Source organism: Methylopila sp. Yamaguchi (genome assembly GCF_002897035.1).
Classification (GTDB): Bacteria; Pseudomonadota; Alphaproteobacteria; order Rhizobiales; family Methylopilaceae; genus Methylopila.
In genome coordinates, this window is sequence record NZ_BAUX01000001.1 from 51,375 (window position 1) to 73,724 (window position 22,350).

General features: G+C 68.4%; 24 protein-coding genes and 1 pseudogene. 19 read left to right on the plus strand and 6 right to left on the minus strand.

Annotation, left to right across the window (positions count from 1 at the left end):
* Window positions 1-47 precede the first annotated feature (47 nt).
* From METY_RS00235 to METY_RS00245, 3 genes are read right to left on the minus strand one after another with little or no spacing between them, the layout of a single operon-like run.
* A complete protein-coding gene (locus METY_RS00235; protein ID WP_103119398.1) occupies window positions 48-830 on the minus strand; it encodes an ABC transporter ATP-binding protein in 783 nt (260 codons plus the stop codon).
* Window positions 824-1,831, minus strand: coding sequence for an ABC transporter permease (locus METY_RS00240; RefSeq protein WP_103119399.1), 1,008 nt, complete (start codon window positions 1,829-1,831; stop codon window positions 824-826). The genes METY_RS00235 and METY_RS00240 overlap by 7 nt, the downstream gene beginning before the upstream one ends.
* A gap of 12 nt (window positions 1,832-1,843) precedes the next feature.
* Window positions 1,844-2,935, minus strand: coding sequence for an ABC transporter substrate-binding protein (locus METY_RS00245; protein ID WP_103119400.1), 1,092 nt, complete (start codon window positions 2,933-2,935; stop codon window positions 1,844-1,846).
* A 488-nt stretch (window positions 2,936-3,423) separates the two neighbouring features.
* On the opposite strand from METY_RS00245, the gene cysE reads away from it, so the two are divergent.
* On the plus strand, window positions 3,424-4,257 hold the full coding sequence (cysE, locus tag METY_RS00255; protein WP_103119402.1) for a serine O-acetyltransferase: 834 nt from the start codon (window positions 3,424-3,426) through the stop codon (window positions 4,255-4,257).
* 117 nt (window positions 4,258-4,374) lie between these two features.
* On the opposite strand, the gene METY_RS00260 is transcribed toward cysE, so the two are convergent.
* Both METY_RS00260 and METY_RS00265 read right to left on the minus strand, forming a co-directional pair.
* Window positions 4,375-5,571, minus strand: coding sequence for a YeeE/YedE family protein (locus METY_RS00260; protein ID WP_103119740.1), 1,197 nt, complete (start codon window positions 5,569-5,571; stop codon window positions 4,375-4,377).
* Between the two features lie 78 nt (window positions 5,572-5,649).
* Window positions 5,650-6,570, minus strand: coding sequence for a sulfurtransferase (locus METY_RS00265; RefSeq protein ID WP_244593460.1), 921 nt, complete (start codon window positions 6,568-6,570; stop codon window positions 5,650-5,652).
* A gap of 150 nt (window positions 6,571-6,720) precedes the next feature.
* Between METY_RS00265 and METY_RS00270 the strand changes: the two genes are divergently transcribed.
* From METY_RS00270 to METY_RS20965, 9 genes are all read left to right on the plus strand, one after another.
* Window positions 6,721-8,088: an LLM class flavin-dependent oxidoreductase gene (locus METY_RS00270; RefSeq protein ID WP_103119403.1), complete on the plus strand. Its 1,368-nt coding sequence runs from the start codon at window positions 6,721-6,723 to the stop codon at window positions 8,086-8,088.
* A 53-nt stretch (window positions 8,089-8,141) separates the two neighbouring features.
* Window positions 8,142-9,011 carry an ABC transporter ATP-binding protein gene (locus METY_RS00275; RefSeq protein ID WP_103119404.1) on the plus strand — a complete coding sequence of 290 codons (870 nt, stop codon included), beginning with the start codon at window positions 8,142-8,144 and terminating at the stop codon, window positions 9,009-9,011.
* A 12-nt stretch (window positions 9,012-9,023) separates the two neighbouring features.
* The gene (locus tag METY_RS00280; RefSeq protein ID WP_103119405.1) at window positions 9,024-10,376 is read left to right on the plus strand and encodes an LLM class flavin-dependent oxidoreductase; all 1,353 of its coding nucleotides are present in this window, start codon (window positions 9,024-9,026) and stop codon (window positions 10,374-10,376) included.
* Between the two features lie 200 nt (window positions 10,377-10,576).
* Window positions 10,577-11,638, plus strand: coding sequence for an ABC transporter substrate-binding protein (locus tag METY_RS00285; RefSeq protein WP_103119406.1), 1,062 nt, complete (start codon window positions 10,577-10,579; stop codon window positions 11,636-11,638).
* Window positions 11,635-12,717 (plus strand): ABC transporter substrate-binding protein, encoded by a 1,083-nt coding sequence (locus METY_RS00290; protein WP_103119407.1) that lies wholly within the window; start codon window positions 11,635-11,637, stop codon window positions 12,715-12,717. Before METY_RS00285 ends, METY_RS00290 begins: the two co-directional genes overlap by 4 nt.
* The gene (locus tag METY_RS00295; protein ID WP_103119408.1) at window positions 12,714-13,532 is read left to right on the plus strand and encodes an ABC transporter permease; all 819 of its coding nucleotides are present in this window, start codon (window positions 12,714-12,716) and stop codon (window positions 13,530-13,532) included. Before METY_RS00290 ends, METY_RS00295 begins: the two co-directional genes overlap by 4 nt.
* A 2-nt stretch (window positions 13,533-13,534) precedes the next feature.
* Window positions 13,535-14,296, plus strand: a complete 762-nt coding sequence (locus tag METY_RS00300) for an ABC transporter permease (protein WP_103119409.1) — start codon at window positions 13,535-13,537, stop codon at window positions 14,294-14,296.
* Window positions 14,293-14,634, plus strand: coding sequence for a hypothetical protein (locus METY_RS20960; RefSeq protein WP_160147273.1), 342 nt, complete (start codon window positions 14,293-14,295; stop codon window positions 14,632-14,634). Before METY_RS00300 ends, METY_RS20960 begins: the two co-directional genes overlap by 4 nt.
* The gene (locus METY_RS20965) at window positions 14,631-15,119 is read left to right on the plus strand and encodes a TetR family transcriptional regulator (protein WP_160147274.1); all 489 of its coding nucleotides are present in this window, start codon (window positions 14,631-14,633) and stop codon (window positions 15,117-15,119) included. The genes METY_RS20960 and METY_RS20965 overlap by 4 nt, the downstream gene beginning before the upstream one ends.
* Here METY_RS20965 and METY_RS00310 read toward each other — a convergent pair.
* A pseudogene (locus tag METY_RS00310) lies at window positions 15,116-15,244 on the minus strand (SDR family oxidoreductase); the annotation flags it as partial. The gene METY_RS20965 and the pseudogene METY_RS00310 overlap by 4 nt on opposite strands.
* 298 nt (window positions 15,245-15,542) lie before the next feature.
* Here METY_RS00310 and METY_RS00315 point away from each other — a divergent pair.
* The 9 genes from METY_RS00315 (at window position 15,543) to METY_RS00350 (ending at window position 22,145) form a co-directional block, all read left to right on the plus strand.
* Window positions 15,543-16,118, plus strand: coding sequence for a hypothetical protein (locus METY_RS00315; protein ID WP_103119411.1), 576 nt, complete (start codon window positions 15,543-15,545; stop codon window positions 16,116-16,118).
* A gap of 11 nt (window positions 16,119-16,129) precedes the next feature.
* Window positions 16,130-16,945: an SOS response-associated peptidase gene (locus tag METY_RS00320; protein WP_103119412.1), complete on the plus strand. Its 816-nt coding sequence runs from the start codon at window positions 16,130-16,132 to the stop codon at window positions 16,943-16,945.
* A 244-nt stretch (window positions 16,946-17,189) separates the two neighbouring features.
* On the plus strand, window positions 17,190-17,621 hold the full coding sequence (locus tag METY_RS20970) for a hypothetical protein (protein ID WP_160147275.1): 432 nt from the start codon (window positions 17,190-17,192) through the stop codon (window positions 17,619-17,621).
* Entirely contained in the window at window positions 17,618-18,259 is a 642-nt protein-coding gene (gene repB, locus METY_RS20975; protein ID WP_160147276.1) for a plasmid partitioning protein RepB, read from the plus strand. The genes METY_RS20970 and repB overlap by 4 nt, the downstream gene beginning before the upstream one ends.
* Window positions 18,260-18,411: 152 nt before the next feature.
* Window positions 18,412-18,687 (plus strand): helix-turn-helix domain-containing protein, encoded by a 276-nt coding sequence (locus METY_RS00330; RefSeq protein WP_103119414.1) that lies wholly within the window; start codon window positions 18,412-18,414, stop codon window positions 18,685-18,687.
* 317 nt (window positions 18,688-19,004) lie between these two features.
* Window positions 19,005-19,508 (plus strand): hypothetical protein, encoded by a 504-nt coding sequence (locus tag METY_RS00335; RefSeq protein WP_103119415.1) that lies wholly within the window; start codon window positions 19,005-19,007, stop codon window positions 19,506-19,508.
* Complete coding sequence (locus METY_RS20980; RefSeq protein WP_103119416.1) at window positions 19,505-19,873, plus strand: hypothetical protein; 369 nt, start codon at window positions 19,505-19,507, stop codon at window positions 19,871-19,873. The genes METY_RS00335 and METY_RS20980 overlap by 4 nt, the downstream gene beginning before the upstream one ends.
* 182 nt (window positions 19,874-20,055) lie before the next feature.
* A complete protein-coding gene (locus METY_RS00345) occupies window positions 20,056-21,843 on the plus strand; it encodes an AAA family ATPase (protein ID WP_160147277.1) in 1,788 nt (595 codons plus the stop codon).
* Window positions 21,840-22,145, plus strand: coding sequence for a DUF6634 family protein (locus METY_RS00350; protein WP_103119418.1), 306 nt, complete (start codon window positions 21,840-21,842; stop codon window positions 22,143-22,145). The genes METY_RS00345 and METY_RS00350 overlap by 4 nt, the downstream gene beginning before the upstream one ends.
* Window positions 22,146-22,350: the final 205 nt, after the last annotated feature.

Genomic DNA, 22,350 nt, shown 5'->3' on the forward strand with positions numbered 1-22,350 from the left:
TCGTGTCTTTGAAGCGGGGATGGCCGGCGGAGCCGCCGGCCGGGACGTCAGGCCAGCAGGCCGAGAATGTCGCGGCGAAGCGCGACCAGCGCGGCGCCGTCACGGGCGCGCGGACGGGCCTCCGTCACCTCGATCTCGGCGAGGATGCGCGCTGGGCGGCCGCTCAGCACGACCACCCGGTCGGCCAGAATGAGCGCCTCCTCGACGTCGTGCGTGACGAGCAAAGCGCTGAACCCGGCTTCGGCCCATAGCCGCGCCAGTTCGCTCTGCATGGCGAGACGCGTCAGGGAGTCGAGCTTGCCGAGCGGCTCGTCGAGGATGAGCAACCGCGGCTCGTTGACGAGCGCGCGGGCGAGCGCGGCGCGCTGCGCCATGCCGCCGGAGAGCTGATGCGGATAGGCCGAGGCGAACTCGGCGAGCCCCACCAGCTTCAGCGCCTCCGCGATGCGGTGGCGATGCGTCTTCAGCAGGCCTTGCGCCTCCAGGCCCAGTGCGACGTTCGCCTCCACCGTCCGCCAGGGGAAAAGCGTCGGATCCTGGAACACCACGACCCGCGAGGGATCGGGGCCCGCGATGGTCGCGCCGTCGAAGACGAGGCTCCCGGAGCTCGGCGGCTCGAGGCCTGCGACCAGGCGGAGCAGTGTCGACTTCCCGCAGCCCGAGGGCCCGAGCAGCGCGACGAACTCGCCCGGCGCGACGTCGAGCGTGATGCGGTCGAGTACCGGGAGCGGTTTGCCTTCCAATTCGAAGCGATGGGTGACCTCGCGCACCGCGAGCGCGCCGCCGGCCGCGAAGGGTTCGGGCTTGAGGGTCCGTGCGGCGCTCACCATCGGACGACGCCCTTCTGCCAGCCGAGCTGCCGGTCGCGCAGCTTGAACAGCGCCGTGATCAGGCTGGAGCAGCCGAGCGCCAGCACGATCAGCGCGGCGTACATATTGGCGTAGGACGCCCAGCCCTGGGCCCATTGCAGGTACCAGCCGAGCCCGGCCTTCACGCCGAGCATCTCGGCGACCACGAGCACGGCGAAGGACGAGCCGAGCCCCATGAACAGGCCGACGAAGACGTGAGGCAGCGCCGCGGGGATCGCGACCTTCAGCACCAGAAAGGCCCGGTTCGCGCCGAGGGTCCGCGCGACGTCATAGTAGCCGGAGTGGACGCTGGCCACCCCTGACCAGGTGAGGACCGTCACGGGGAAGCCGGTCGCGAGCGCGATTAGGAAGGTGCTCGCGCTCCAGCTCGACGGGAACAGGAAGAAGGCGAGCGGCAGCCAGGCGGTCGCCGGCAACGGGCCTACGAAGCGCAGGATCGGATGCGTCCAGTAGGCGACCACCTGCGACCAGCCGACCGCGACGCCGAGCAGGAAGCCGGCGCTGGCTCCAAAGAGATAGCCCACGGCCAGAAGCTTGGCGGACGCCACGAGGCTTTCGAGCAGACGAGGATAGTCGTCGAGATAGACCTCAAGGATTGCCTGCGGCGGCGGGAAAAACGGCATCGGCAGAAGTTCGAGCTTCGCCGTCACGAGCTCCCAGCCGGCGGAGCCGACGGCGATCAGGATCAGCCACGGCGCCCAGTGCCGCAGCCGGCGGCCTAACGCCGGCGCGGCCCGCCCGACAAGCGCCGCGATGAGGATCGCGCCTCCGACGCCAGCCAAGAGAAATGCGAACTCCTGCGTGTAGCCGAAGTCTCCGGCCTCCTCGATCAGAGCCGTGATAGCTCCTGCCCCGATCCAGGCGGCCGCGGCCGCTATCTCGAGCGCCGGCCAGGGCCTGCGAGGCGAGGCCGTCCGCTCGGTCGCGGCCTCGCCCGATGCGACGTCGTAGGCGGCGCTCATCACGTCTCCCCCTCAGCTCGCGGTCAGTACGTCGGCGTAGACGCGGTCGGCAAATTTTTGCAGGTCGGTCCGCGGCTTGAACACGTTGACGAGCTTCAGCTCCTCGCCATAGGCCACAAGCTGCCGCTTGAGGTCGTCTCCGATGGGACGGTGTCCGTGGTCGTGGGTCGTGAGGATCTTGGCCAGATCCTCGATCGATCCCTTGCCGCCGTACTTCGCGAAGGCCTCGGCGGCGTAGCGCGGATCGGTCGCGACCCGGTGGCCGGCCTCGAGCAGCGCCTTCGTAAGCGCCGTCGCGATCGGGCGCTCGTCGCGCACCAGCGACCCGCGCACCGCGAGCAGGCAGCAGGTGCGGTCCTTGTATTCGCCGCTGAGATTGGTCGCGACCTCGACGAGGTTCGGATCCTTCAGCCAGATGAAGGTCTTAGGGTCGGCGTCGGCCAGGGCCTGGGCCTCGCCCTTCTGGATCGCAAGCGGCAGCAGCTCGCCGGGATACTGGCGCCATTCGACGTCGGTCTCGGGATTGAGACCCGCCTTAGCGAGGGCGATGGAGAAGAAGTTCTTGCCGGGGCTCGCCTGGTCGCTGACGGCGACGGTCTTGCCCTTCAGGTCGGCGAGGGTGGTGATCCCGGAATCCTTCGCCGCCAGCAGGCGCAGGCACCCGCCGTGGATTCCCGCGGTGACCTTGACGTCGAACCCCTGCTCCAGCGGCTTCAGCCACCGCAGCGCCATGCCGATGCCGGCGTCGGCCTTCCCCGTGGCGATCGCCTCCAGCAGCGCCTCAGTGGAGCCGCCGAAGTTCACGAACTCAACCTCGAGCCCATGGCGCGCGAAGATGCCGGACTCATGCGCGACCGGCGCAGCCGCGGTGCAGATTCCGGACGCGTTCCAGGCGAGCTTGAGCTTGATCGGCGCGCCGTCGGCGGCGACAGGCGCCCCGGTGCGGCAGATTTCGGCAAGCGCGTCGAGCGGCGCGGCGGCCGGACGAAGCGCCGGCAGCGCCGCGGCGGCGCTCAGCGGCAGAACGCCGGCGCCGGCGATCCCGGCGAGCTGAAGAACGGTGCGGCGCGAAACGCGACGTGACGGCGAGGCCGGATCGGTCATGGACGTAGAGCCTTCTGGGAGGATGGCGGCTGGATGTCAGCGGCGCGTGGCGCTGCGCCCCGGCCGAAGCTGGAGGCGGGCGAGCCACTGGCCGATGCGGCGAAACGCGGTCTTCGACGCGGCTGCGGCCGGCGCCGCGGAGCCGCGCGGCTCCGCCCTGTCATCGAATGCGATCCCGCCGAGCGGCGAGAACAGATCGAGAGGCTGGAGGCCGAACGCGGCCTCCCGGCCACGCGCACCAACGTTCGACGATCCGACGCCCATAGCGGTCACCCCAAGAAACAGCCGCCACGGCACTGGCGACGAGTCATTTGATGACTAAATCTATGTAGTGAGTCAAATAAAGATTGACGCTGCATGGCGGCGCTGGTGAGCTCTGGTCTCGATCACACGCGCGGCCGCTAAGCCCCCGCGAACCAATGGAGGCCGAATGCCGGCATTATTGGAAGGTGTGCGGCGCCGGCCCCGATGCCGCAGGAGGCTGCGCCATGGTCGCTGACGTCGTTCAACTCGAAGCCGCCGCGCGGGAGGCCGACGCCGCCGGCCTCTGGGCCGCGCTGAGGAAAGAGGCCGAGGCCGCGATCGTTGAGGAACCGCTTTACGCCGGCGTGGTCCAGGCGACGATCCTCGACCAGCGCGACATTTGGCGGGCGTTCTCGCACCGGCTCGCCCATCGCCTGGGCGACGGCGACCTCTCCCGTCTCGCCGTCCGCGACCTCTGTCTTTCAGCGTTCGCGGCGAATCCGCCGGCTCGGCTGAATGTCGTCCGGGACCTGCGCGCGATCCGCGACCGAGATCCCGCGAGCCGGCGTTTCCTCGACCCATTCCTGTTTTACAAGGGCTTCGCCGCGCTCGAGGCGCATCGCGTCGCGCACTGGCTCTGGCACGAGGGCCGCGCGACGCTCGCGCTGCATCTCCAGAGCCGGATTTCCGAGGTCTTCGGCGCGGACATCCATCCTGCCGCCCAGATTGGCGGCGGCGTCTTCCTTGACCACGCGACCGCGCTCGTCATCGGCGAGACCGCCGTCGTCGCTGACGACGTCTCGATTCTGCAATCGGTGACCCTCGGGGGCAGCGGCAAGCAGAACGGCGACCGGCATCCGAAGATCGAGCGCGGCGTGCTGCTCAGCGTCGGCGCCAAGGTGCTTGGCAACATCCGCGTGGGCGAAGGCGCCCGCGTCGCCGCGGCCGCCGTCGTGCTGCACGACGTGCCGCCCCATACCACGGTCGCCGGCGTTCCGGCCCGCGTCATCGGACGCTCAGGCGGCACGCCCGCCTTCAACCTCGACCAGATGTTCGGCGATCACGGCGACGGCATCTGACGCGGCTGCGTCCTCCGGACACGCCGACACGCGTCACCATCCCGATCATCGCGGGGGTGGCCGACGCTGCGCTGTGGGCTTGCTGCGCGCCCGCGCGTCGTGGAACGCGCGGGCGTTTCAGCCGGGCGCCTGAATCGGCCGCAGGCGTCGTCCGAGGGCGTCGGCCGCGACGACGCCGAGGACGACGAACATGAGGAAGATCCAGCCGGACAGCGCGCCGGCGTGGATGCCCGACAGCAGCACGCCCACCGTGCAGCCGAGCGCGGTCATCGCTCCCCACCCCATCAGCGCGCCGCCGACGAGCCCGCGGACGATCTGGCCGCCCGTGGGCGCCGCCGGCCTGAACCGCCCGGACACGAGCGCCGCGGCGAAGCTCGCGGCGACGAGGCCGAGGACGAACAGGCCGTTCTCCGACAGCAGCGTCTCCTTGACGACCGTCGCGCAGCCGCGCAGGCCGTCCAGGCCGAAAAGGGTGTCCGGCAACCACCCGGCGGCCGACGCCGCGGTGCGGGCGGCGCTGCCGATCTCGGCCGTGACGCCGAGCGGCGCGACCCGAAGATAGCTGAGCGTCGCGATCGCGCCCACAAGCAGACCCGCGATCGCCGGCGGCCAACGCTCCACGAAAACCGCGTGCGCGACGCCGGGATGCGGAACGGACGGCGTCGCCGGCTTGGCCCGCGTCTGCGCCAGCCACGCCAAAGCCCCGAGGACCGCGAGCGTCGCCACGAGCCAGACGGGATAGCCGAGATGCGCCGGCAGCCACACGGAGGGCGTCTCGACAGTCAGTGCGAGGTAGATCGGGTTCCAGGTGAGAAAGCCGAGGACGAAGCCGGCAACGGCCCCGAGCACCGCGAAGGGCGAGGTCGGAGAGCCCTCCCCCAGCCGGTAAAGATGGGCCGACAGGCACGATCCCGACGCCGCCATGCCGACGCCGAAGACGAACGCCGCCAACGCAAGCGCAGGGCCGACCGGGCCGACGTGCGCGGTTGGCGGAAGCCGCCCGCCGAAGGGGTTCGGCAGCCAGGCGCCGAACACCGCCGCATAGCCGATCGTCCCGGCGGCGAGCGCCACGAGGATCGCGAGAACGCCGCGTGCGTCGCCGTCGCGCAGCAGGTCGCGGAGATTGCACAGGAAGCAGAACCGGCCGCGCTGGAGCACGATCCCGAAGGCCGCCCCGGCGAGGAGCGCGAACGACTGCCGCTGGCCGATCGCGCCCGGCGTCTGCCCGAGCCCGTAGGCGGCGACGGCGAGCCCCCCGAACACGAGCAAGGCGATCCCAGCGCGCGCCGGCGAAGTGATGGAAGACGCGGACATGAGCGGACCGACAGGCGCGGGCGCCCGGCGCTTCGGCGGCCGGACGCCCGACATGGCTTAAGGACTGGCTGGGGCTGGCTACTTGCCCTGCCACACCGTGCCGGACAGATTGGCCACCGGTACGCCGACCGAGTTGCCGTACTCGGTCCAGGAGCCGTCGTAGTTCTTCACGTCGTAGCCGAGCACCTTGGAGAGCACGAACCAGGTGTGGCTCGAGCGCTCGCCGATGCGGCAATAGACGATCACCGGCTTGGACCCGTCGACGCCCGCCTCGGCGTAGAGCTTCTTCAGCTCCTCCTTAGGCTTCAGCGTGCCGTCGGCGTTCACCGCCTTCGACCAGGGCACGTTCTTCGCGCCCGGCACGTGGCCGGCGCGGATGGTCAGCTCCTTCGAACCTTCCGGAGCGAAGATCTTGCCGGAGAACTCGTCCGGCGAGCGGATGTCGAGCAGCACCGAGCCCTTATCGCCCTCGGCGACCTTCAGCACGTCGCCGAGACGAGCGCGCACCGCGGCCTTGAGAGGAGTCAGCTCCACCGAACCATTCCCGGCTTCGGGCGTCGCGGTGTCGAGCGGCAGGCCCTTGGCCTCCCAGACCTTCCGGCCGCCGTCGAGCAGCTTCACCCGGTCGCCCAGTCCGTAGGTCTCCAGCACCCAGGCGCCCCAGGCGGCGAACCAGTTGTTGTTGTCGCCGTAGAGGACGATCGTCGTGTCCTTGTCGACGCCCGCCGCGGACAGGAGCTTCTGCAGGCTCTCACGGCTGGCGATGTCGCGCTTCACCGGATCGACCAGCTCCGAATGCCAGCGGATGTTGACGGCGCCCGGCACATGGCCGCGCTCGTAGACGCCCGGATCGACGCTGACTTCGAACACCTTGACCTTCGGGTTCTTCAGATTGTCGGCGACCCAGTCCGCCGTCACCACAGCGCTTCCCTCCGCGGCGGCGACGCCCCCGAGCGCTAGCGCGAACCCAAAGCCCAGAACCCCCGAAATCACCTTCATCGCCGGCCTCCTCAGCCGTTCGTCAGAACCATCGCCAATCTCACAGGCACGCCAGATTTTTATTATAGTCTTTCTGTCGTTTTAATTGACATTAGCGTGATGAATGTGTGGTGATGTGATCGATCGAATGGCGCCCGAGGGAGCACGACGATGGCGAAACGTCGCGACAAGCTGAAGCTAGGGGCCTTCCTCTATCCAACCGGCCACCACGTCGCCGCATGGCGTCACCCGCAAGCGCAGGCCGACGCGGGAGTGAACTTCCGGCACTACGTGGCGCTGGCGAAAAAGGCCGAAGCGGCGAAGTTCGACCTCGTCTTCATGGCCGACAGCGTCGCCGTGCGCGGCACGGACGTGGACGTTCTCAGCCGCGGCGCCCTGCGCTACGTCGCGCAGTTCGAGCCGCTGACGCTGCTCACGGCGCTGTCCGCGGTCACCACGAACCTCGGCTTCGTGGCCACCGCCTCCACAACCTACAATGAGCCCTTCCATCTCGCCCGCGCCTTCGCCTCGCTGGACCAGATCTCCGGCGGTCGCGGCGGCTGGAACCTCGTGACGTCATCGAACGAGACCGAAGCTCTGAATTTCGGGCTCGACGCCCATCCCGCGCACGCCGACCGCTACGAGCGGGCGCGGGAGTTCGCGGCCGTGGTCGAGGGCCTGTGGGACAGCTGGGAAGACGACGCCTTCGTCCGCGACAAGGACAGCGGGATCTATTTCGCCCGCGACAAGCTCCATGTGCTCCATCACCGCGGCAAGCACTTCCAGGTGAAGGGGCCGCTCAACGTCGCCCGATCTCCCCAGGGGCGTCCGGTGGTGGTGCAGGCAGGCTCTTCGGAAGCGGGCAAGCAGCTTGCGGCGGAGAGCGCCGAGGTGATCTTCACCGCGCAGCAGACGCTGGCCGACGCGACCGCGTTCTACGCCGACGTGAAGGGGCGGCTCGCCCAGCACGGCCGAGAGCCGGACGACCTGAAGATCATGCCGGGCGTCTTTCCCGTCGTCGGGCGCACCGAGGCGGAGGCGCGGGAGAAGTACGAGGAGATCCAGTCCCTCATCCATCCCGCGGTCGGCCTGTCGCTGCTGTCGCACATGACCGGCGGGCTCGACCTGTCGTCCTACGATCTCGACGGACCGCTGCCTGTGGAGGCGCTGCCCGTGACCGAGGGTGGCAAAAGCCGGCAGACCCTGCTGATCGAACTCGCCACCCGCGAGAATCTCACCATTCGGCAGCTCTATCTCCGCATCGCCGGCGCCCGCGGACACTGGACGCTGATCGGCACCCCCGAGCAGATCGTCGACCAGCTCGAAGAGCGCTTCCAGAACTACGGCGCGGACGGCTTCAACGTGATGCCGCCGCATCTTCCGGTTGGCCTCGACGATTTCGTCGCGCTCGTCGTCCCGGAGCTGCGCCGCCGCGGCCTGTTCCGCGAGGAATACGAGGGCCGGACGCTGCGCGAAAACCTCGGCCTCCGCCGACCGGAGCATTTCGCCCGCCGCGCCGTCGCGCAGGCCGCCGAATGAGCGTCTCTAGCGAAGACTTCGTCGCCCGAGGCCGCACTACGCGAGGACGCGACATGGACGCACGCGGCGGAACGGCGGCGGCGCATCTGGAGGTCACCGACGTCGGGAAGCGCTTCGCCGTCAACGGCGAGGCGTTCGCCGCCCTCGACCACGTGGCCCTCGGCGTCGCCAAGGGCGGGTTCGTCACCATCGTCGGGGCGAGCGGCTGCGGGAAGTCCACCCTGCTGCGCCTGATCGCCGGGCTCGACCGCCCCACGTCAGGCGCGCTGCGGCTCGGCGGCGTCCCTATCGACGGGCCGAGCCTCGACCGAGGGATTGTGTTCCAGGAGCCGCGGTTGTTTCCGTGGCTCACCGTCGCCGGCAACGTAATGCTCGGCCTCGAAAACGCGCAGATGCCGAAGTCCGCGAAGCGCGCGGCCGTCGCCAAGCATCTCGCGCTCGTCGGCCTCACCGCCTTCGCCGATGCCTATCCGCACCAACTCTCCGGCGGCATGGCACAGCGCGCGGCCATCGCCCGCGGCCTCGTCAACCGCCCGGCCGTGCTGCTGCTGGACGAGCCCTTCGGCGCGCTCGACGCGCTGACGCGGACGCGACTCCAGGGCGAGCTTCAGGCGATCTGGGCGCAGGAGAAGATCACGACCGTTTTCGTCACCCACGACGTCGACGAGGCGGTCTATCTCGGCGACCGCATCGTGGTGATGGCGCCGCGTCCGGGCCGCATCGCGAAGGTGTTCGAGAACGCCCGCCCGCGCCCGCGCGAGCGGACCGACGCCGCGCTCGTTCATCTGCGCAACGCGGTGCTCCGCGAACTGGAGGCGACGCTCGGCGCCGAAGCCCCCGAACCAACCCGCGCGGGCCCGCAGGCCGCCGCGCGGCCGCAGCGCCCTGCCGCCCTTCGGCTGCCGGGCGCCGCCGGCGCCTGAAGGAGAGCTTCCATGACCGCCCCCCGCCAGATGAAGCTGAACGCCTTCATCCACGCCACCGGCCATCATGTCGCCGCCTGGCGCCACCCCGACGCGCAGGCCGACGCCGGCGTCAACTTCGAGCACTACGCGCAGCTTGCGAAGACCGCGGAAGCGGCGAAGTTCGACGCGCTGTTTCTGGCCGACACCGTCGCGATCCGCGATGGGAACATCGAGAGCGCTAGCCGCACCGCGCGATACATCGTGCAGTTCGAACCGCTGACGCTGCTGGCGGGCCTCGCCGCCGTCACTGAACGGCTCGGACTGATCGCCACGGCCTCGACCACCTACAACGAGCCCTATCACATCGCCCGCAAGTTCGCGTCGCTCGACCACATCTCGGAGGGTCGCGCGGGCTGGAATCTCGTGACCTCCGCGACCGAGGGCGAGGCGCTGAACTTCAGCCGCGAGAAGCATCTGGAGCACGCGCTTCGCTACGAGCGGGCGCGCGAGTTCGCCGAAGTCGTGACCGGCCTGTGGGACAGCTACGAGGACGACGCCTTCCCGCGCGACAAGGCCGAGGGGCGCTTCTTCGATCCGGACAAGCTCCACGTGCTGAACCACGCGGGCAAGCACTTCCGCGTGCGGGGGCCGCTCAACACGGCGCGATCGCCGCAGGGGCGACCAGTCATCGTGCAGGCGGGCTCCTCCGAGGCCGGCAAGCAGCTCGCGGCGGAGACGGCGGACGTCGTGTTCACCGCCCAGCAGACGCTGGAAGAGGCGCAGGCGTTCTACGCCGACGTGAAGGCGCGCGCCGTCGCCGCCGGCCGCTCGGCGGACGCGATAAAGATCCTGCCCGGCGTCTCGCCGGTGGTCGGGCGCACACGCGCGGAGGCGCAGGCGACGTTCGAGAAGCTCCAGTCCCTGATCCACCCGGTGGTCGGCGTCTCGCTGCTGTCCAGCATGATCGGCGGCTTCGACCTGTCCGGCTACGACCTCGACGGTCCGGTGCCGGACCTGCCCGAGACCAACAACGGCAAGAGCCGGCAGGCGCTGCTGTTCGGCATCGCGAAACGCGAGAACCTGACGATCCGCGGCCTCTATGAGTGGATCGCCGGCGCCCGCGGGCACTGGACCGTCGTGGGCTCCCCCGAGGAGATCGCGGACCAGCTGCAGGAGCGCTTCGAACAGGGCGGCGCCGACGGCTTCAATGTCATGCCGCCGTATCTCCCGGGCGGCTTGGACGATTTCGTCGCGCTCGTCGTGCCGGAGCTCCGCCGCCGCGGCCTGTTCCGCACCGAGTACGAGGGCCGGACGCTGCGCGAAAACCTCGGCCTGCCCTACCCGCACCACTCGGCCGCCGGCCTCGCCCAGGCGGCGGAGTGATGTTCGTCATCTGAGGCTCCCCCTCACCCACCGTTGCGCGGCGACCTCTCCCACCGGTGAGAGGTGAAGACCAGCGCCTCTTCTCAAACGTCGGCGCGCTCGCGCAAGGCCGCCGTCGCTTACCTCTCCCCGGAGGGGAGAGGTCGGCCCGAAGGGCCGGGTGAGGGGGCTCTCCGCTATCCCGTAAGGATTGAAACGAAATGCGCTTCCGCCCCCTCCTCCTCGGCCTCATCGCTCTGCTTGCCGCGACCGCCGCCTCCGCCGAGCCGCTGACCATCCGTCTCGCCTTCTCGCAGGTTGGGACCGCCGGTCAGCAGTTCGCCGGCATCCAGACCTCCGCCATCGCCCACGCCCGTCATTACCTGGAGGACGAGTTCAGGAGCGAGGACGTGAAGATCGAATGGACCTTCTTCCGCGGCGCCGGGCCCGCCACCAACGAGGCGGTGGCGAACGGTCAGATCGATTTCTTCTCGCAGGGCGACCTGCCCTCGCTCGCCGGCCGCGCGGCTGGGCTGAAGACCAAGCTGCTCGCGAACGTCGCCGCACGCCAGAGCCGCTACCTCGCGGTGCGCCCGGACAGCGACATCACGGGCGTCGCGGACCTTCGGGGCAAGAAGGTCTCGCAGCACCAGGGCACCAACATCACGCTATCAATCCCGAAGATCCTCGCGAACCACGGGCTGACCGACCGCGACGTCCGCTTCATCAACATGGACAACGCGACGGCGGTCGCCGCGCTGCTGAAGGGCGACACGGACGCGGCGTTCGGGACCCAGCAGCTGCTGGAGCTCGCGAACAAGGGCCAGGTCAAGATCGTCTACTCGACCAAGACCGACGACCCGAGGACCACCAGCAACTCCGCATTCTTCGTCACCGAAGATTTCGAGGCCAAGCATCCCGATGTCACCTACCGCGTCGTCAAGGCGCTGACCAAGGCCGCGGCCTGGGCGTCCGACGAGGCGAACCGCGAAGCGGTGTTCGAGACCTGGGCGCTGAGCGGCGTGCCTGTCGAAACCTATCGGGCGGAGTTCGAAGGCCAGACAGTCGCCTACCGCAACTCGCCGCTGATCGACGACTTCCTCATCGAGTTCTACCGGGAGCAGGCCAAGCAGGCCAAAGCCTTCGGCTATGTCCGCAAGGAGGTCTCGGTCGACGGCTGGTTCGAGCCCAAATACCTTACGCGCGCGATCGCGGAACTCGGACTGAAGGACACCTGGAAGCCGCTCGACGCCGACGGCAAGGTCGTGGCGGTGAACCAGTGAGCGCCGCCCTCACCCGCCGCGCGCTGCTCACGGTCGGCGCCGCAGCCGGCGCCCTCGCACTGGCGCCCCGGCCGGCCCGCGCCGACGCGCTGACGGTGCGGATCGGCTACGCGGCCATCGGCGCCGACAACGCCCCCTTCGCCAACGGCACCATCGCCGCCACCGCCCACGCCGCAAACGCGCTCGAGAAGGCCTTCGCAGACCAGCCGGACGTGAAGATCGAATGGTTTTTCTTCCGCGGCGCAGGCCCCGCCGTGAACGAGGCGCTGGCGAACGGCCAACTGGACCTCGCCTACCAAGGCGACCTGCCCGCGATCGCCGCCCGCGCGAACGGCCTCAAGACCAGGCTCCTGCTCGCCGCAGGCGCCCGCACGCCGCTCTACCTCGCCGTCCAGCCGGACAGCGCAATCGCGACGGTCAAAGACCTCAGGGGCAAGAAGGTCGCGCTGTTCCGCGGCACGAGCGGGCATCTGGCCGCCGTCAAAGTGCTGACCGCGAACGGCCTGACCGAGCGTGACCTGCAGATCGTCAATCTGGACTACGCCGCCGCAGTCGCGGCCATCGCCAACAAGGACATCGACGCGATCTTCGGCCAGCTCAACCTGATCGGGCTGAAGGACAAGAGCGTCGCCAAGATCGTCTACACCACCAAGGGCGACCGCCCGGAGTTCGGCCGCAACGGGCACGTGCTGGCGACGGAGGCCTTCGAGCGGTCGCGTCCGGAGATCGTGCAGAAGGTGGTGACCACGCTGGTCCGCACCGCGCACTGGTCGTCGCTTCCCGAGAACCGCGCGGCGCTGATCGACCTCTGGGCCAAGTCCGGCGTCGAGAAGGGCATCCTCGCCCAGGATCTCGAAGGCGACGATCTCGCCGTGCGCTCTTCGCCGGTCATCGACGATTTCATCCGCGCGCAGTACGCCGCTCAGGCGCGAGCCGCCCGCGAAAACGGCCTCGTGCGCCGTGACGTCGACACCGACGGCTGGTTCGAGACGCGATACCTCGACGCCGCGCTGAAGGAGTTGAAGCTCGAGTCGTTCTGGCCGCGCTTCCGCGCCGACGGCACGAAGGTGAACGCATGAGCGCCGGCGAGACTCTCGCGGTCCTCGGCGGCGGCGCCGAAGCGCAGCCGAGCGGCGCGCGCATCCGGCGCGCCGCCGTCGGCCTGCTGGTCCCCCTCGCGGCCCTCGTCATCTGGGCCGCCAGCGCGCAGTACGGCTGGCTGCCGATCCAGATCTTGCCCGAGCCCCTGGTCGTCTGGGACAGCCTGGTCCAGCTCTGGAGTTCGGGCGAGCTTCTCGACCATGCGCGCGTGAGCCTGCTCCGCGTGGTGTACGGCTTTTCGGCCGGCGCTGCGGCGGGCCTCGCGCTCGGTCTCGCCATGGGCCTGTCCGAGACGGTCGAGGACTATGTCCGGCCGCTGTTCACGGCGCTGGCTCAAGTTCCGACGCTGGCCTCGATCCCGCTGCTGATGCTGCCGCTCGGCATCGACGAGGCGCTGAAGGTCGTCATCATCGCCAAGGCCGCCTTCGTGCCCATGACGCTGAACGCCTTCGCTGGCGTCCGCGGCGTGCCTGCGCAACTTGTGGAGGTGGCGCAGGCGTTCCGGTTCACCCGGCTTCAGCTGCTGCGCCGCGTGATCCTGCCCGGCGCGGTCGCGCCGATCTTCACCGGCGTGCGCTACGGCCTCACCAAGTCCTGGACGGCGCTGGTCGCGGTCGAACTCCTCGCCTCCTCGGAGGGGCTCGGCTACCTGCTGGTCTGGGGCCGCCAGATGTTCTGGCTCGACGTGGTCATCGTCGCGATGATCGCGATCGGCGTGGTCGGCTTCCTGATGGACAAGACGCTGGCGCTCGCCGAGACCCGGCTGCAGCGCTGGCGCGTGACGGCGGTCTGACCATGACCCGTACGACGCAGAAGATCCTCCGCGGCCTCGCCCTACCCGTTGGTCTCCTTGGGCTGTGGCAGCTCTCGGCCAGCCTCGGTTGGACCGACGTGCGCTTTCTTCCGCCGCTCGACGAGGTCGGAGGGACCTTCCTGCGCGAACTCGGCTCCGGCGGGCTCGCCACGAACATCGGCGCGAGCCTCGGCCGCAACCTCGCGGGCTTCGCCCTCGGCGCCGGCCTCGGCCTCGCCTTCGGGACGGCGACCGGCCTGTCGCGCCCGTTCGATCGGCTGTTCGGCCCGAGCTTCCACGCGCTGAAGCAGATCGCGCTGCTCGCCTGGGTTCCGCTGATCTCGATGTGGTTCGGCTTCGGCGAGACCGCCAAAGTCGCCTTCATCGCTCTCGGCGCGTTCATCCCCGTCGCGCTCAACACCCATGAAGGGATGCGCAGCGCCTCCGCCCAGCTGGTCGAGGTTGGGACCGCGCTGCGGTTCTCGCGCGCGCAGTTCCTCCGGAAGCTGTTCCTGCCGTCCGCCCTGCCCTCGATCGCGACGGGCCTGCAGCTCGGGCTGATCTACTCCTGGCTCGGGACCATTGGGGCCGAATACTTCATGGCGGTCGGCCCCGGGATCGGCGGGCTGATCATCGCCGGCCGCGAGCGCTTCGAGATGGACCTCGTGATGGTCGGCGTCGTCCTCCTCGGAGTGATCGGCTTCGCGCTCAATGCGCTGGCGACCGCCGCGACCAACCGTCTTCTGGTCTGGAGGACCGCATGACCGACAGGCTTCCATCCGCCGCCCGGCGCCGCTTCCTCGCGACGGCGGCCGCCTCACTCGCCGGCGCAGGCTCAGCGACGGCGTCCGACCTGGTTCCAGACTGGACGCGCACGCAAGGCGCTCCGATTTCGGGCTACGGGACGCCCTCCCCGTTCGAGAAGGAGGTCGCTCGCCGATCGCGTATCCAGCCGCCGTTTCCAAGCGCGGCCTCCAGCCTGACGCCGCTTGCGAAGCTCCATGGGATCATCACGCCCGCGGGCCTGCACTTCGAGCGCCACCACGGCGGCGTTCCGGCGATCGATCCGAGGTCGCGAAGGCGGCCGGCGTCGCCCGCATGACCGTGTTCAACTACTTTCCGCGCAAGGAGGACCTGTTCTTCGACCGCGAAGACGAGGGCCGGATGCTCGCCGAGGAGGCTTTGCTCGACCGCGGCGAGGGCGTCGCTCCGATCAACGCCCTGCACGCCCTTATCCACCGCCTTGCCGAGGAGCGGCATCCGTTCGCGTGGTTCGACATCAGAACAGCGAGATTCCGGCGGACGATGAACGCTAGCCCCGCACTGAGCGCGCGGGCTCGCGAGATTCTCGACGAGCTCGCGCGCGACATCGCCAGAATGCTGGCTCGCGAGGCCGGTGAGCGCGCCGCGCGCCCCAGGACTCGCCTTGCAGCCTCGATGCTGGTCGCCGCCTGGAGTGTCGCCCAGGAGGAAGGCCACGGGACGTTTTCGCGTTCGGGACGATCGGACGCCGCGCGGGCGGCGTTTCTGTCAGTCATCGACAGCGCATTCGCCGCCGCAAGGGTCATCGACGGAACAGCGACCTAGATCGATCGGGTCAGCCCGCCGTCCATTCGAATGTTTTGGCCCGTGATATAGGCCGCGCCGTCCGAGACCAGGAACGCGACCGTCGCCACGATCTCCTCGGCGCTTCCGGAGCGGCCGACGGGCACGAGATTGCCACCTAGAAGAGCGTGAACTCGGGGTTTGTCTCGATCGTCGGCGAGCCCATGATCGTCGAGGTGAACGCGTTCGAGACCTTCCACCTCAACACGATCAAAATGAAGGACCAGAAGTCTCCGGTAAGGGCCTGTAGCGGTAACATGTAGTAGCTGTATCGCGGAGCGAACTCGCCAGACGCACGCGACGCGGTCGCCGCTTCGAGACGCCGTGCGCAGGCGCGAACGCGGATCGTCCGCCAATTCGTGCACGACCCGAGGGATCAATCATCGAGGTCGGGGGGCGGAGCAGATGCTCGACTTGGAGCAGTTGAAAGCCGAATTTCCCGAAAATATCGCTCGACTTGAGCGTCTCACCCAGAACATGGTCGCCATCAATCTGGTGGAGCATGCCTATGGCAGGCTGACGCGCTTGAAGATTGCAGTTTCAATGGATCTTCTTCTCGAGATAGAGGATCTTACGACGGGTCTCGTAATGTTCTATGGTCGACTTTTCACACAAACGACTGGAACGACGAAGTTAATCCAAACAAAATACCCGCCGAGCTCCGCCCCATTCACGAACAAATTATGCAGTTGCGCCATGAGCGTTACGCGCATCATGGAGCCCATCCGTCTACCTCTTCCGACGTGTCGCTTGCGCGACATCGATCACGACGTCGTCGTAACGATCCAGGCTCGACTTGGGATGTGGATGGGTCCCGCGAAACACTGGGCGCCGCTGTTCGTCTGGCTGCAAAGCCACATCGCTGAAATGCTGGAGAAGTCGCGCGTCCATCTATCCCAGAAGAGCGGCGTGACCTGGCGGATGAACGCAGAACCACCTTCGCAGCCGCCTCGGATCATCGTGGTCGACCAAGAGCGCTAAAGGCCGACAGAATGTGCAACCTCTATTCGCTCACCAAAGGCCAGGCCGCGATCCGCGAGCTGACGCACGCGATGGTCGACCACACTGGCAATCTGCCGCCGATGCACGGGATCTTTCCCGACTACCCCGCGCCGCTCGTCAGGAACGGCCCGGAACGCCGCGAGCTTGCCTTGGCCCGTTGGGGCATGCCGTCGTCGAAGAAGGCCCTGTTCGAGGCCGCTAGGAAACGCGCGGGCGCGCTGGAAAAGAAGGGCAAGGCGGTCGATTTCGCCGAGCTGCTGAAGATGGAGCCGGACGGCGGGACGACGAACATCCGCAACCTCGCCAGCGCTCACTGGAAGCCGTGGCTTGGAGCGGCGAACCGCTGCGTGGTCCCGTTCACGTCGTTTTCGGAATACCAGCGCGGGCCGGACGGACGATTTTCGCCGATCTGGTTCGCGCTGAGCGAGGAGCGACCGCTGGCGGTCTTTGCGGGCGTCTGGATGGCCGGATGGTCGGGGGGCCGCAAGATCAAGACCGGCTGGGAGGACGGCGTCGACCTTTATGGGTTTCTGACGACCGAACCCAACGCCGTCGTCGCGCCGATCCATCCGAAGGCCATGCCCGTCATTCTGACCGAGGCTGACGAGATCGAGGTCAGGATGACGGCGCCGTGGGACGAAGCGAAAGCGCTACAGCGTCCGCTGGCGGACGACCGACTGGTCATCGTCGCGCGCGGCGCCAGCAGGACGGCTAGGCGCGTCGCGCGATCGCGCGATGCCGGCCGCATGTCCCTCGACCAAAGCGTGGTCGCGTCGACCCCAAGGCCGCCGCTTCAGGTTCATTAACCATCGCGAGTTTTCATCCTCGATCCGATCAGGGACAGCAGGGACGGATAATTCCTCATCGGGCGAACCGGGTCCCTCAAAGATCTCTCGATTTATAGATTTAGCGATCTCAAATAGAGACAGGTCGTTTCAACTGTCCCTGTTAGGAGGTTTCATGCGATTGGATCTAGAATGCCTCCGCCGGTTACGTCACGTCCCATGATGTGCGCGACGGCGCTGTTTCATCCGGGTCGTCGGAGATGGCATGGCCAAAACGAAGGAAAACGGGTTCGAGCTGTTTCGCGCCTCGCCCGCCGCGAAGCTGGTGCGGCGGATGATCGGTCTCGACATCGGGGCCATGGCGAGTTGGGGCGAGATGTCCGCAGCCTTCGGAAGGCGGATGGACGACCGCGGTTGGGAGCGGGTGTCGTCGGCCTTCCATGTCGCGTCGTCCGGCGAGGCGTGCGCGATGGCGGCGATCCTGTCCTCCATGGACTACCACACTCTTGCGGATCGGCTCCTGGCGGAGCGCAACGTGACGTTCCTCGACCTGCTGCGTCCGACCACGGGTCCGTTTCGCACCGCCGTCGCGCTCGCGATCATGCTGAACGAGGTCCCGCAAGCCTGGAGGGCCGGTCGCGAGACCTCGGCGCCCGCCCGGCCCGCAACCGATCTTGGAAAGGGGGCCGCGAGGTGAGCCTTCAGGAGAGCGCCGCCCAAGCGGTCTTGCCGATCGACCCGGACGTGGTCGATGCGCCGGCCCATCGCCGGCGGTTTGCCGATGACGACGTCTTCGTCGCCGCCATTCGCGAGGATGGGCAGATTGCGCCGATCGTCGTCCGTCCTCATCCAAACTCGGTTGGGCGCTTCGAACTGGTCTGCGGCTTGCGCCGCCTTGAGGCGGCGCGTGCGCTTGGTCGGCCCGTTCAGGCGATCGTGCGCGACCTTAGCGACGCCGAAGCGGCCCGGATCGAAGGCCAGGAGAATGTGGCGCGCCGAAACCTGACGTTCATCGAGCAGGCGGAGTTCGCGCGCGGTCTGGAGGGCCGCGGCATTTCACGCGCCGACATCATGGCGGCCTTGCAGGTCGACAAATTTGGGTTGGCAGCCCGGCTCCACATCGCCTTCGGCATTCCGTCGTGCCTAAGCGACGTAATCGGCCCGGCGCCGGCGTCCGGGCTCAACCGCTGGCGTAAGCTTGCGGAGCGATTGCGGGAGCCGGGCGCGCTCAAACGCGCTCAGGCGGCCGTCGAGACCCCGCAGTTCCAGCGACTGGCAAGCGACGCGCGTCTTGGACGACTGTCTTCGCTTCTGGGCGCTCGCGAGAAGCGCTGAGCGAGCGCCGCTGCAGGCCGACTGGCGGCCCCTGACGAGGTCGAAGCCCACCGCGGTCGAACGCTCGCGGCGCGCAAGTCGACGGCCGCCGTCGAGTTATCCACCGGTGTCACTCATAACCGGATGCGGCAGGTCGGCGGACACCTTCCAGTATGGCGGTGGAGAACCGCCATACCAAAGCCTTGCGGGCCAGGCTCGCTTACAACATCCGGCGGCTGAGACGACGTCTCGGCTGGAGCCAGGACAGGCTTGCGTTGGAAGCGGGGCTCAACCGCACCTATCTCGCCGAGGTCGAAAGTCGGTCCCGCAACATTGGCGTCGACAATGTCGCGAAGCTCGCCAAGGCGCTCGACGTCGATCCGATCGAGATGTTTCTGCCCGAGCGATCGGACGTCGCTCCCGCGCCCGACGCACCTCCTGTGCAGTGACAAGACTCTGATGGGCGCCGCTTCCGAGCGCGACAGCCGTCAAGTCAAGCTGATGCGGATCATAAGTCGTTTTGCATCCCGCAAATCCTGAACTTGTCCCTAATTCATGAAGGATACTTGTCCTCTGAATCCTGCTGGTACGCTTATCCGGCCGGCGACTCGAGCTGCGATACGGTCTTCTTGACGAGCCCACGTAATGTCGCTTATTGTAGACTACATCGGTTCGGCGTGAATAAGCCGAACTCTCAACAGACATAGCCGCACGACAGGGCGGATCTTCGGGCGCAGGGCCTTCGACTGAATGTCGGGCACCGTCTATGCGCCAGCCGAGCGATACGGCCTGCGATCTCCATCCGCATTCCAGCCATCGCCTGGCGATCGAGAGCCGCGCGTTGCTCGAGGCGCTCAAGCGCTTCATCAGCGCAAAAGGCGGCGTGTCGGACGCAAGCAGCGACGGCTTCGTCGACCGCGCGATCTACCAGCACGATCGGGCGTTCGAAGGCCTGGTCGTTCTGAAGGGGCAGTTTCCGCGTGGCGAAGTCGTCTACGTCACGGCCCCCGGCCTGTGCTTCAACGCCAAGAACCGCCCGTCGCTCGATGCGCTCGTCGCGCGCATCGCCCTCAGTCACACGGCGGAGCTGGTCGACAAGGTCGCCCTTCAGGCTCATGCGGTCGATGGCGACGGCGCGCCTCGCCGCATTCAGGTCCGGCCGGGTCGTCAGGGGCGGACGGAGCACCGACGCCGCCTAAAGGAGGAGCGGCGTCTCAGGCAAATCCGCCGCGAATGGTTCGGTCGCGATTCCTGGGAGCCGGGGCGATGAGGCCGCGCGCCGTCGTCCTGATCTTTCCGGACCGGCGCGTCCGGCGCCTGCGTCGCTCGCGGCCCACGGCGCTCAGCGCTTGGCGCGGTCCTCTCACCAAGCCCGGCTCGACATTGCATGCTGCGGTGATCGCAGGTCTGTCGCCGATTCATGTGTTGCGCGTTCCCCAATGGCGCGCGGCGGTTCAGGGCGATCCGGCGGCTGCGATCGGCGTCGCGATCGCTTTCGCGTTTTCGACCCGTCAGACCGCGCAGATCAGAGATCTCGTCATGGCGAGCCTCTGGTGGCACGCCTGCGCCGGAAACCGCGCCGCTGTGATGACGCTGCAGATGCTTCTGCGGGAACGGGGGCGGCTCAGGTCATGACAAAAGACGCCTCGCCCACGCCCGACGACGAATTGCCAGAGATGGTGAGAACCGCGCTCGGCCAACCCAAAGCGCTCCGGTCGTCGCGCACGAAGCGGAGCAGGTCGGCGGTAGTCGCCAAATCGCCGGGCAAGCCCCGCGAGGCGCCTCCGTTCGATCCCGTTGGCGCGCTGGCGGGCGCCATGCTCCAACGGGCAGTGTCGCCCGCGCTGCGCAAGCGAATCAACCGTCGCGAAGCGATCCTCGTGATCGTCGAGACGCCGAGCGCCGCGTGGACCGAGCCGATGGCCACGGTCGCGCGCGAGATGTTGCCTCACGTGCACACGACGCGGGCGAGCGCCCCACGCCGGGCCAGCGCCGGGATCGAAGTCTCCATTGTCGACGAGCCGCTGCTAGCCTTCACGCCGGAGCGCGATTTCTTCCACCCGAGCGTGTTCGCGGCCGCCGACGCAGTCGTCACCGCCAAGATCACCCCGACCGTCGTCACACGGGCAATCGAGCGCTGCTACAAGACGCGCGAGTTGGTGTCGGCCGCCGACATCGCCGGCCTCGATTTTCATGACCTTTGCCTGGCGCTGCGGCCAGGTTCGACGGCGAAAGCCGCGGTCGAACGCCTCGCGCGCAGTTCGTCGGCGCGGCGGACCACGATCGACGACGGCGGCGAGGGCCTCGACACGCTGGTCGGTTACGGCGCGGCGCTCGCAGAAATCCGCCGGATCGCAGCCGACCTTGTGCGCGTCCGCGACGGCCGGCTGCCGGGCCGGCTTTTGCCGTCGGTGCTGCTTTGGGGCGCGCCCGGCGTCGGAAAGACCCAGCTCGTTCGCGCGCTCGCAAGGACCGCCGGGACGCCCTTCGTGACCACCACCGTCAGCCACTGGTTTGCGGGCTCGCCGACGGGACTGACGCCGGTGCTCGAGAAGGCGCGCGCGTTTTTCGAACAGGCGGCGTCTTCGGCGCCGTGCATCGCCTTCATCGACGAGATCGACGGTCTGCCGGACCGCGCCCGCGTCGACAGCCACAATCGCGACTATTGGACCCCGATCGTCACGGAGGTCCTGACCCTGATCGACCGGACGCGGCGGCGTGGCGGCGTGCTGCTGGTGGCGGCGACGAACCGCCCCGACGACCTCGACGCCGCCTTGCGGCGCGCTGGCCGCTTCGATCGCCACATCGAGATCGTGCGCCCCCAGACAGACAAGGAGATCGCAGCCATCTTCCGCGCCTATCTCGGCGCCGACCTGAAGGAGTCCAACCTCTCGACGATCGCGCGCGCCGCGCTCGCCCGCCAGGCGACCGGCGCCGTCGTCGAGGCCTGGGTGTCGGCGGCGCGCGAGCTCGCGCGCGCCAGGAGACGTGCGCTGACGCTCGCAGACCTTTCCGCGATCGTGCTTCCGCCCGCGAAACTGTCGTCAGAGAGCGAAACGACGCTGGCGCTGCACGAATGCGCGCATGCGGTCGCCGGACGCGCGCTCGGCATAGGCGTGCCGCTGGTCTCCATTGTCGCGGCCGGCCGCTCGCTCGGGCGCGCCAGCTTCGACTTCGGCGCAGGTCCTCTCACCCGAGACGAGCTCGAGCGCCACGTCACGGCTGGTCTTGCGGGCCGCGCCGCGGACGAACTTTTTTGCGGCGGCGCCGAGGCCGGCGCGATGGGCGACCTGCGAGAGGCGACCCGCATGGTGGCGGGCATCCATCGCGTTCTGGGGCTTGGCGCGAAACTGTCATCGCGCGGCGTGCTCGAGACCGCCGACGAGATGCTCGCGCTCGACCCGGATCTCGCGCGCCTCGTCGAAAGCGAATTGCAGCGGCTGATGGGAGATGCGCGCCGCCTGGTCAGGGACTGCGAACCTGCGATCCGGGCGCTTGCGCAAACGCTTTTGACGCAGCGTGTCGTCGACCAGCGCGCGATCGACGCGGCGCTGGCGCGAAGCGGCGTTCGGCCGGGTTCGGCTCGGCTCGGAGAGCGACCGTGAGCCTCGAGGAAGCCGAGCTGCGCGAGGCCATGGCGCACCGGCTTCACGCTGCGAGCCAGGAGGCGCTGGCCGGTCAGCCGCTGCTGGAGCGCTGGGCCATAGACCGGTCGCTCGGTGGCGCTTGCCTGGTCGGGTATGTCAGCGGACATCCGCTGATCGCCGACGGCCGGTTCATGCGGTCGAGCCTCATCCGCCGCCATGCGCCCGAGGCCGGCTGGGCGCTGACGCTCAACCGCTTCTACCGGCTGGGAACGAGCATGGAGGACTGGCTGACGGCCTCGTTGGAGGCGTCGCGGCGATGAACCTGCGAATCCTCAAACGCCTAGGGAGTGATCAGGATTTACGGGTTCGGGATGCGCACGTCGCGGACGTCGGCGTCACGTTTGGCAGGCCGTCGGCGGAAGAGGGACAGACACCTTGGCCGATGAGGATTCGGCCCTTCGCCGCGCCAAATTGTTGTATCGATGTTGTACGGAGCGATTTTGAGGGACTGCAGCCGAGCGCCCG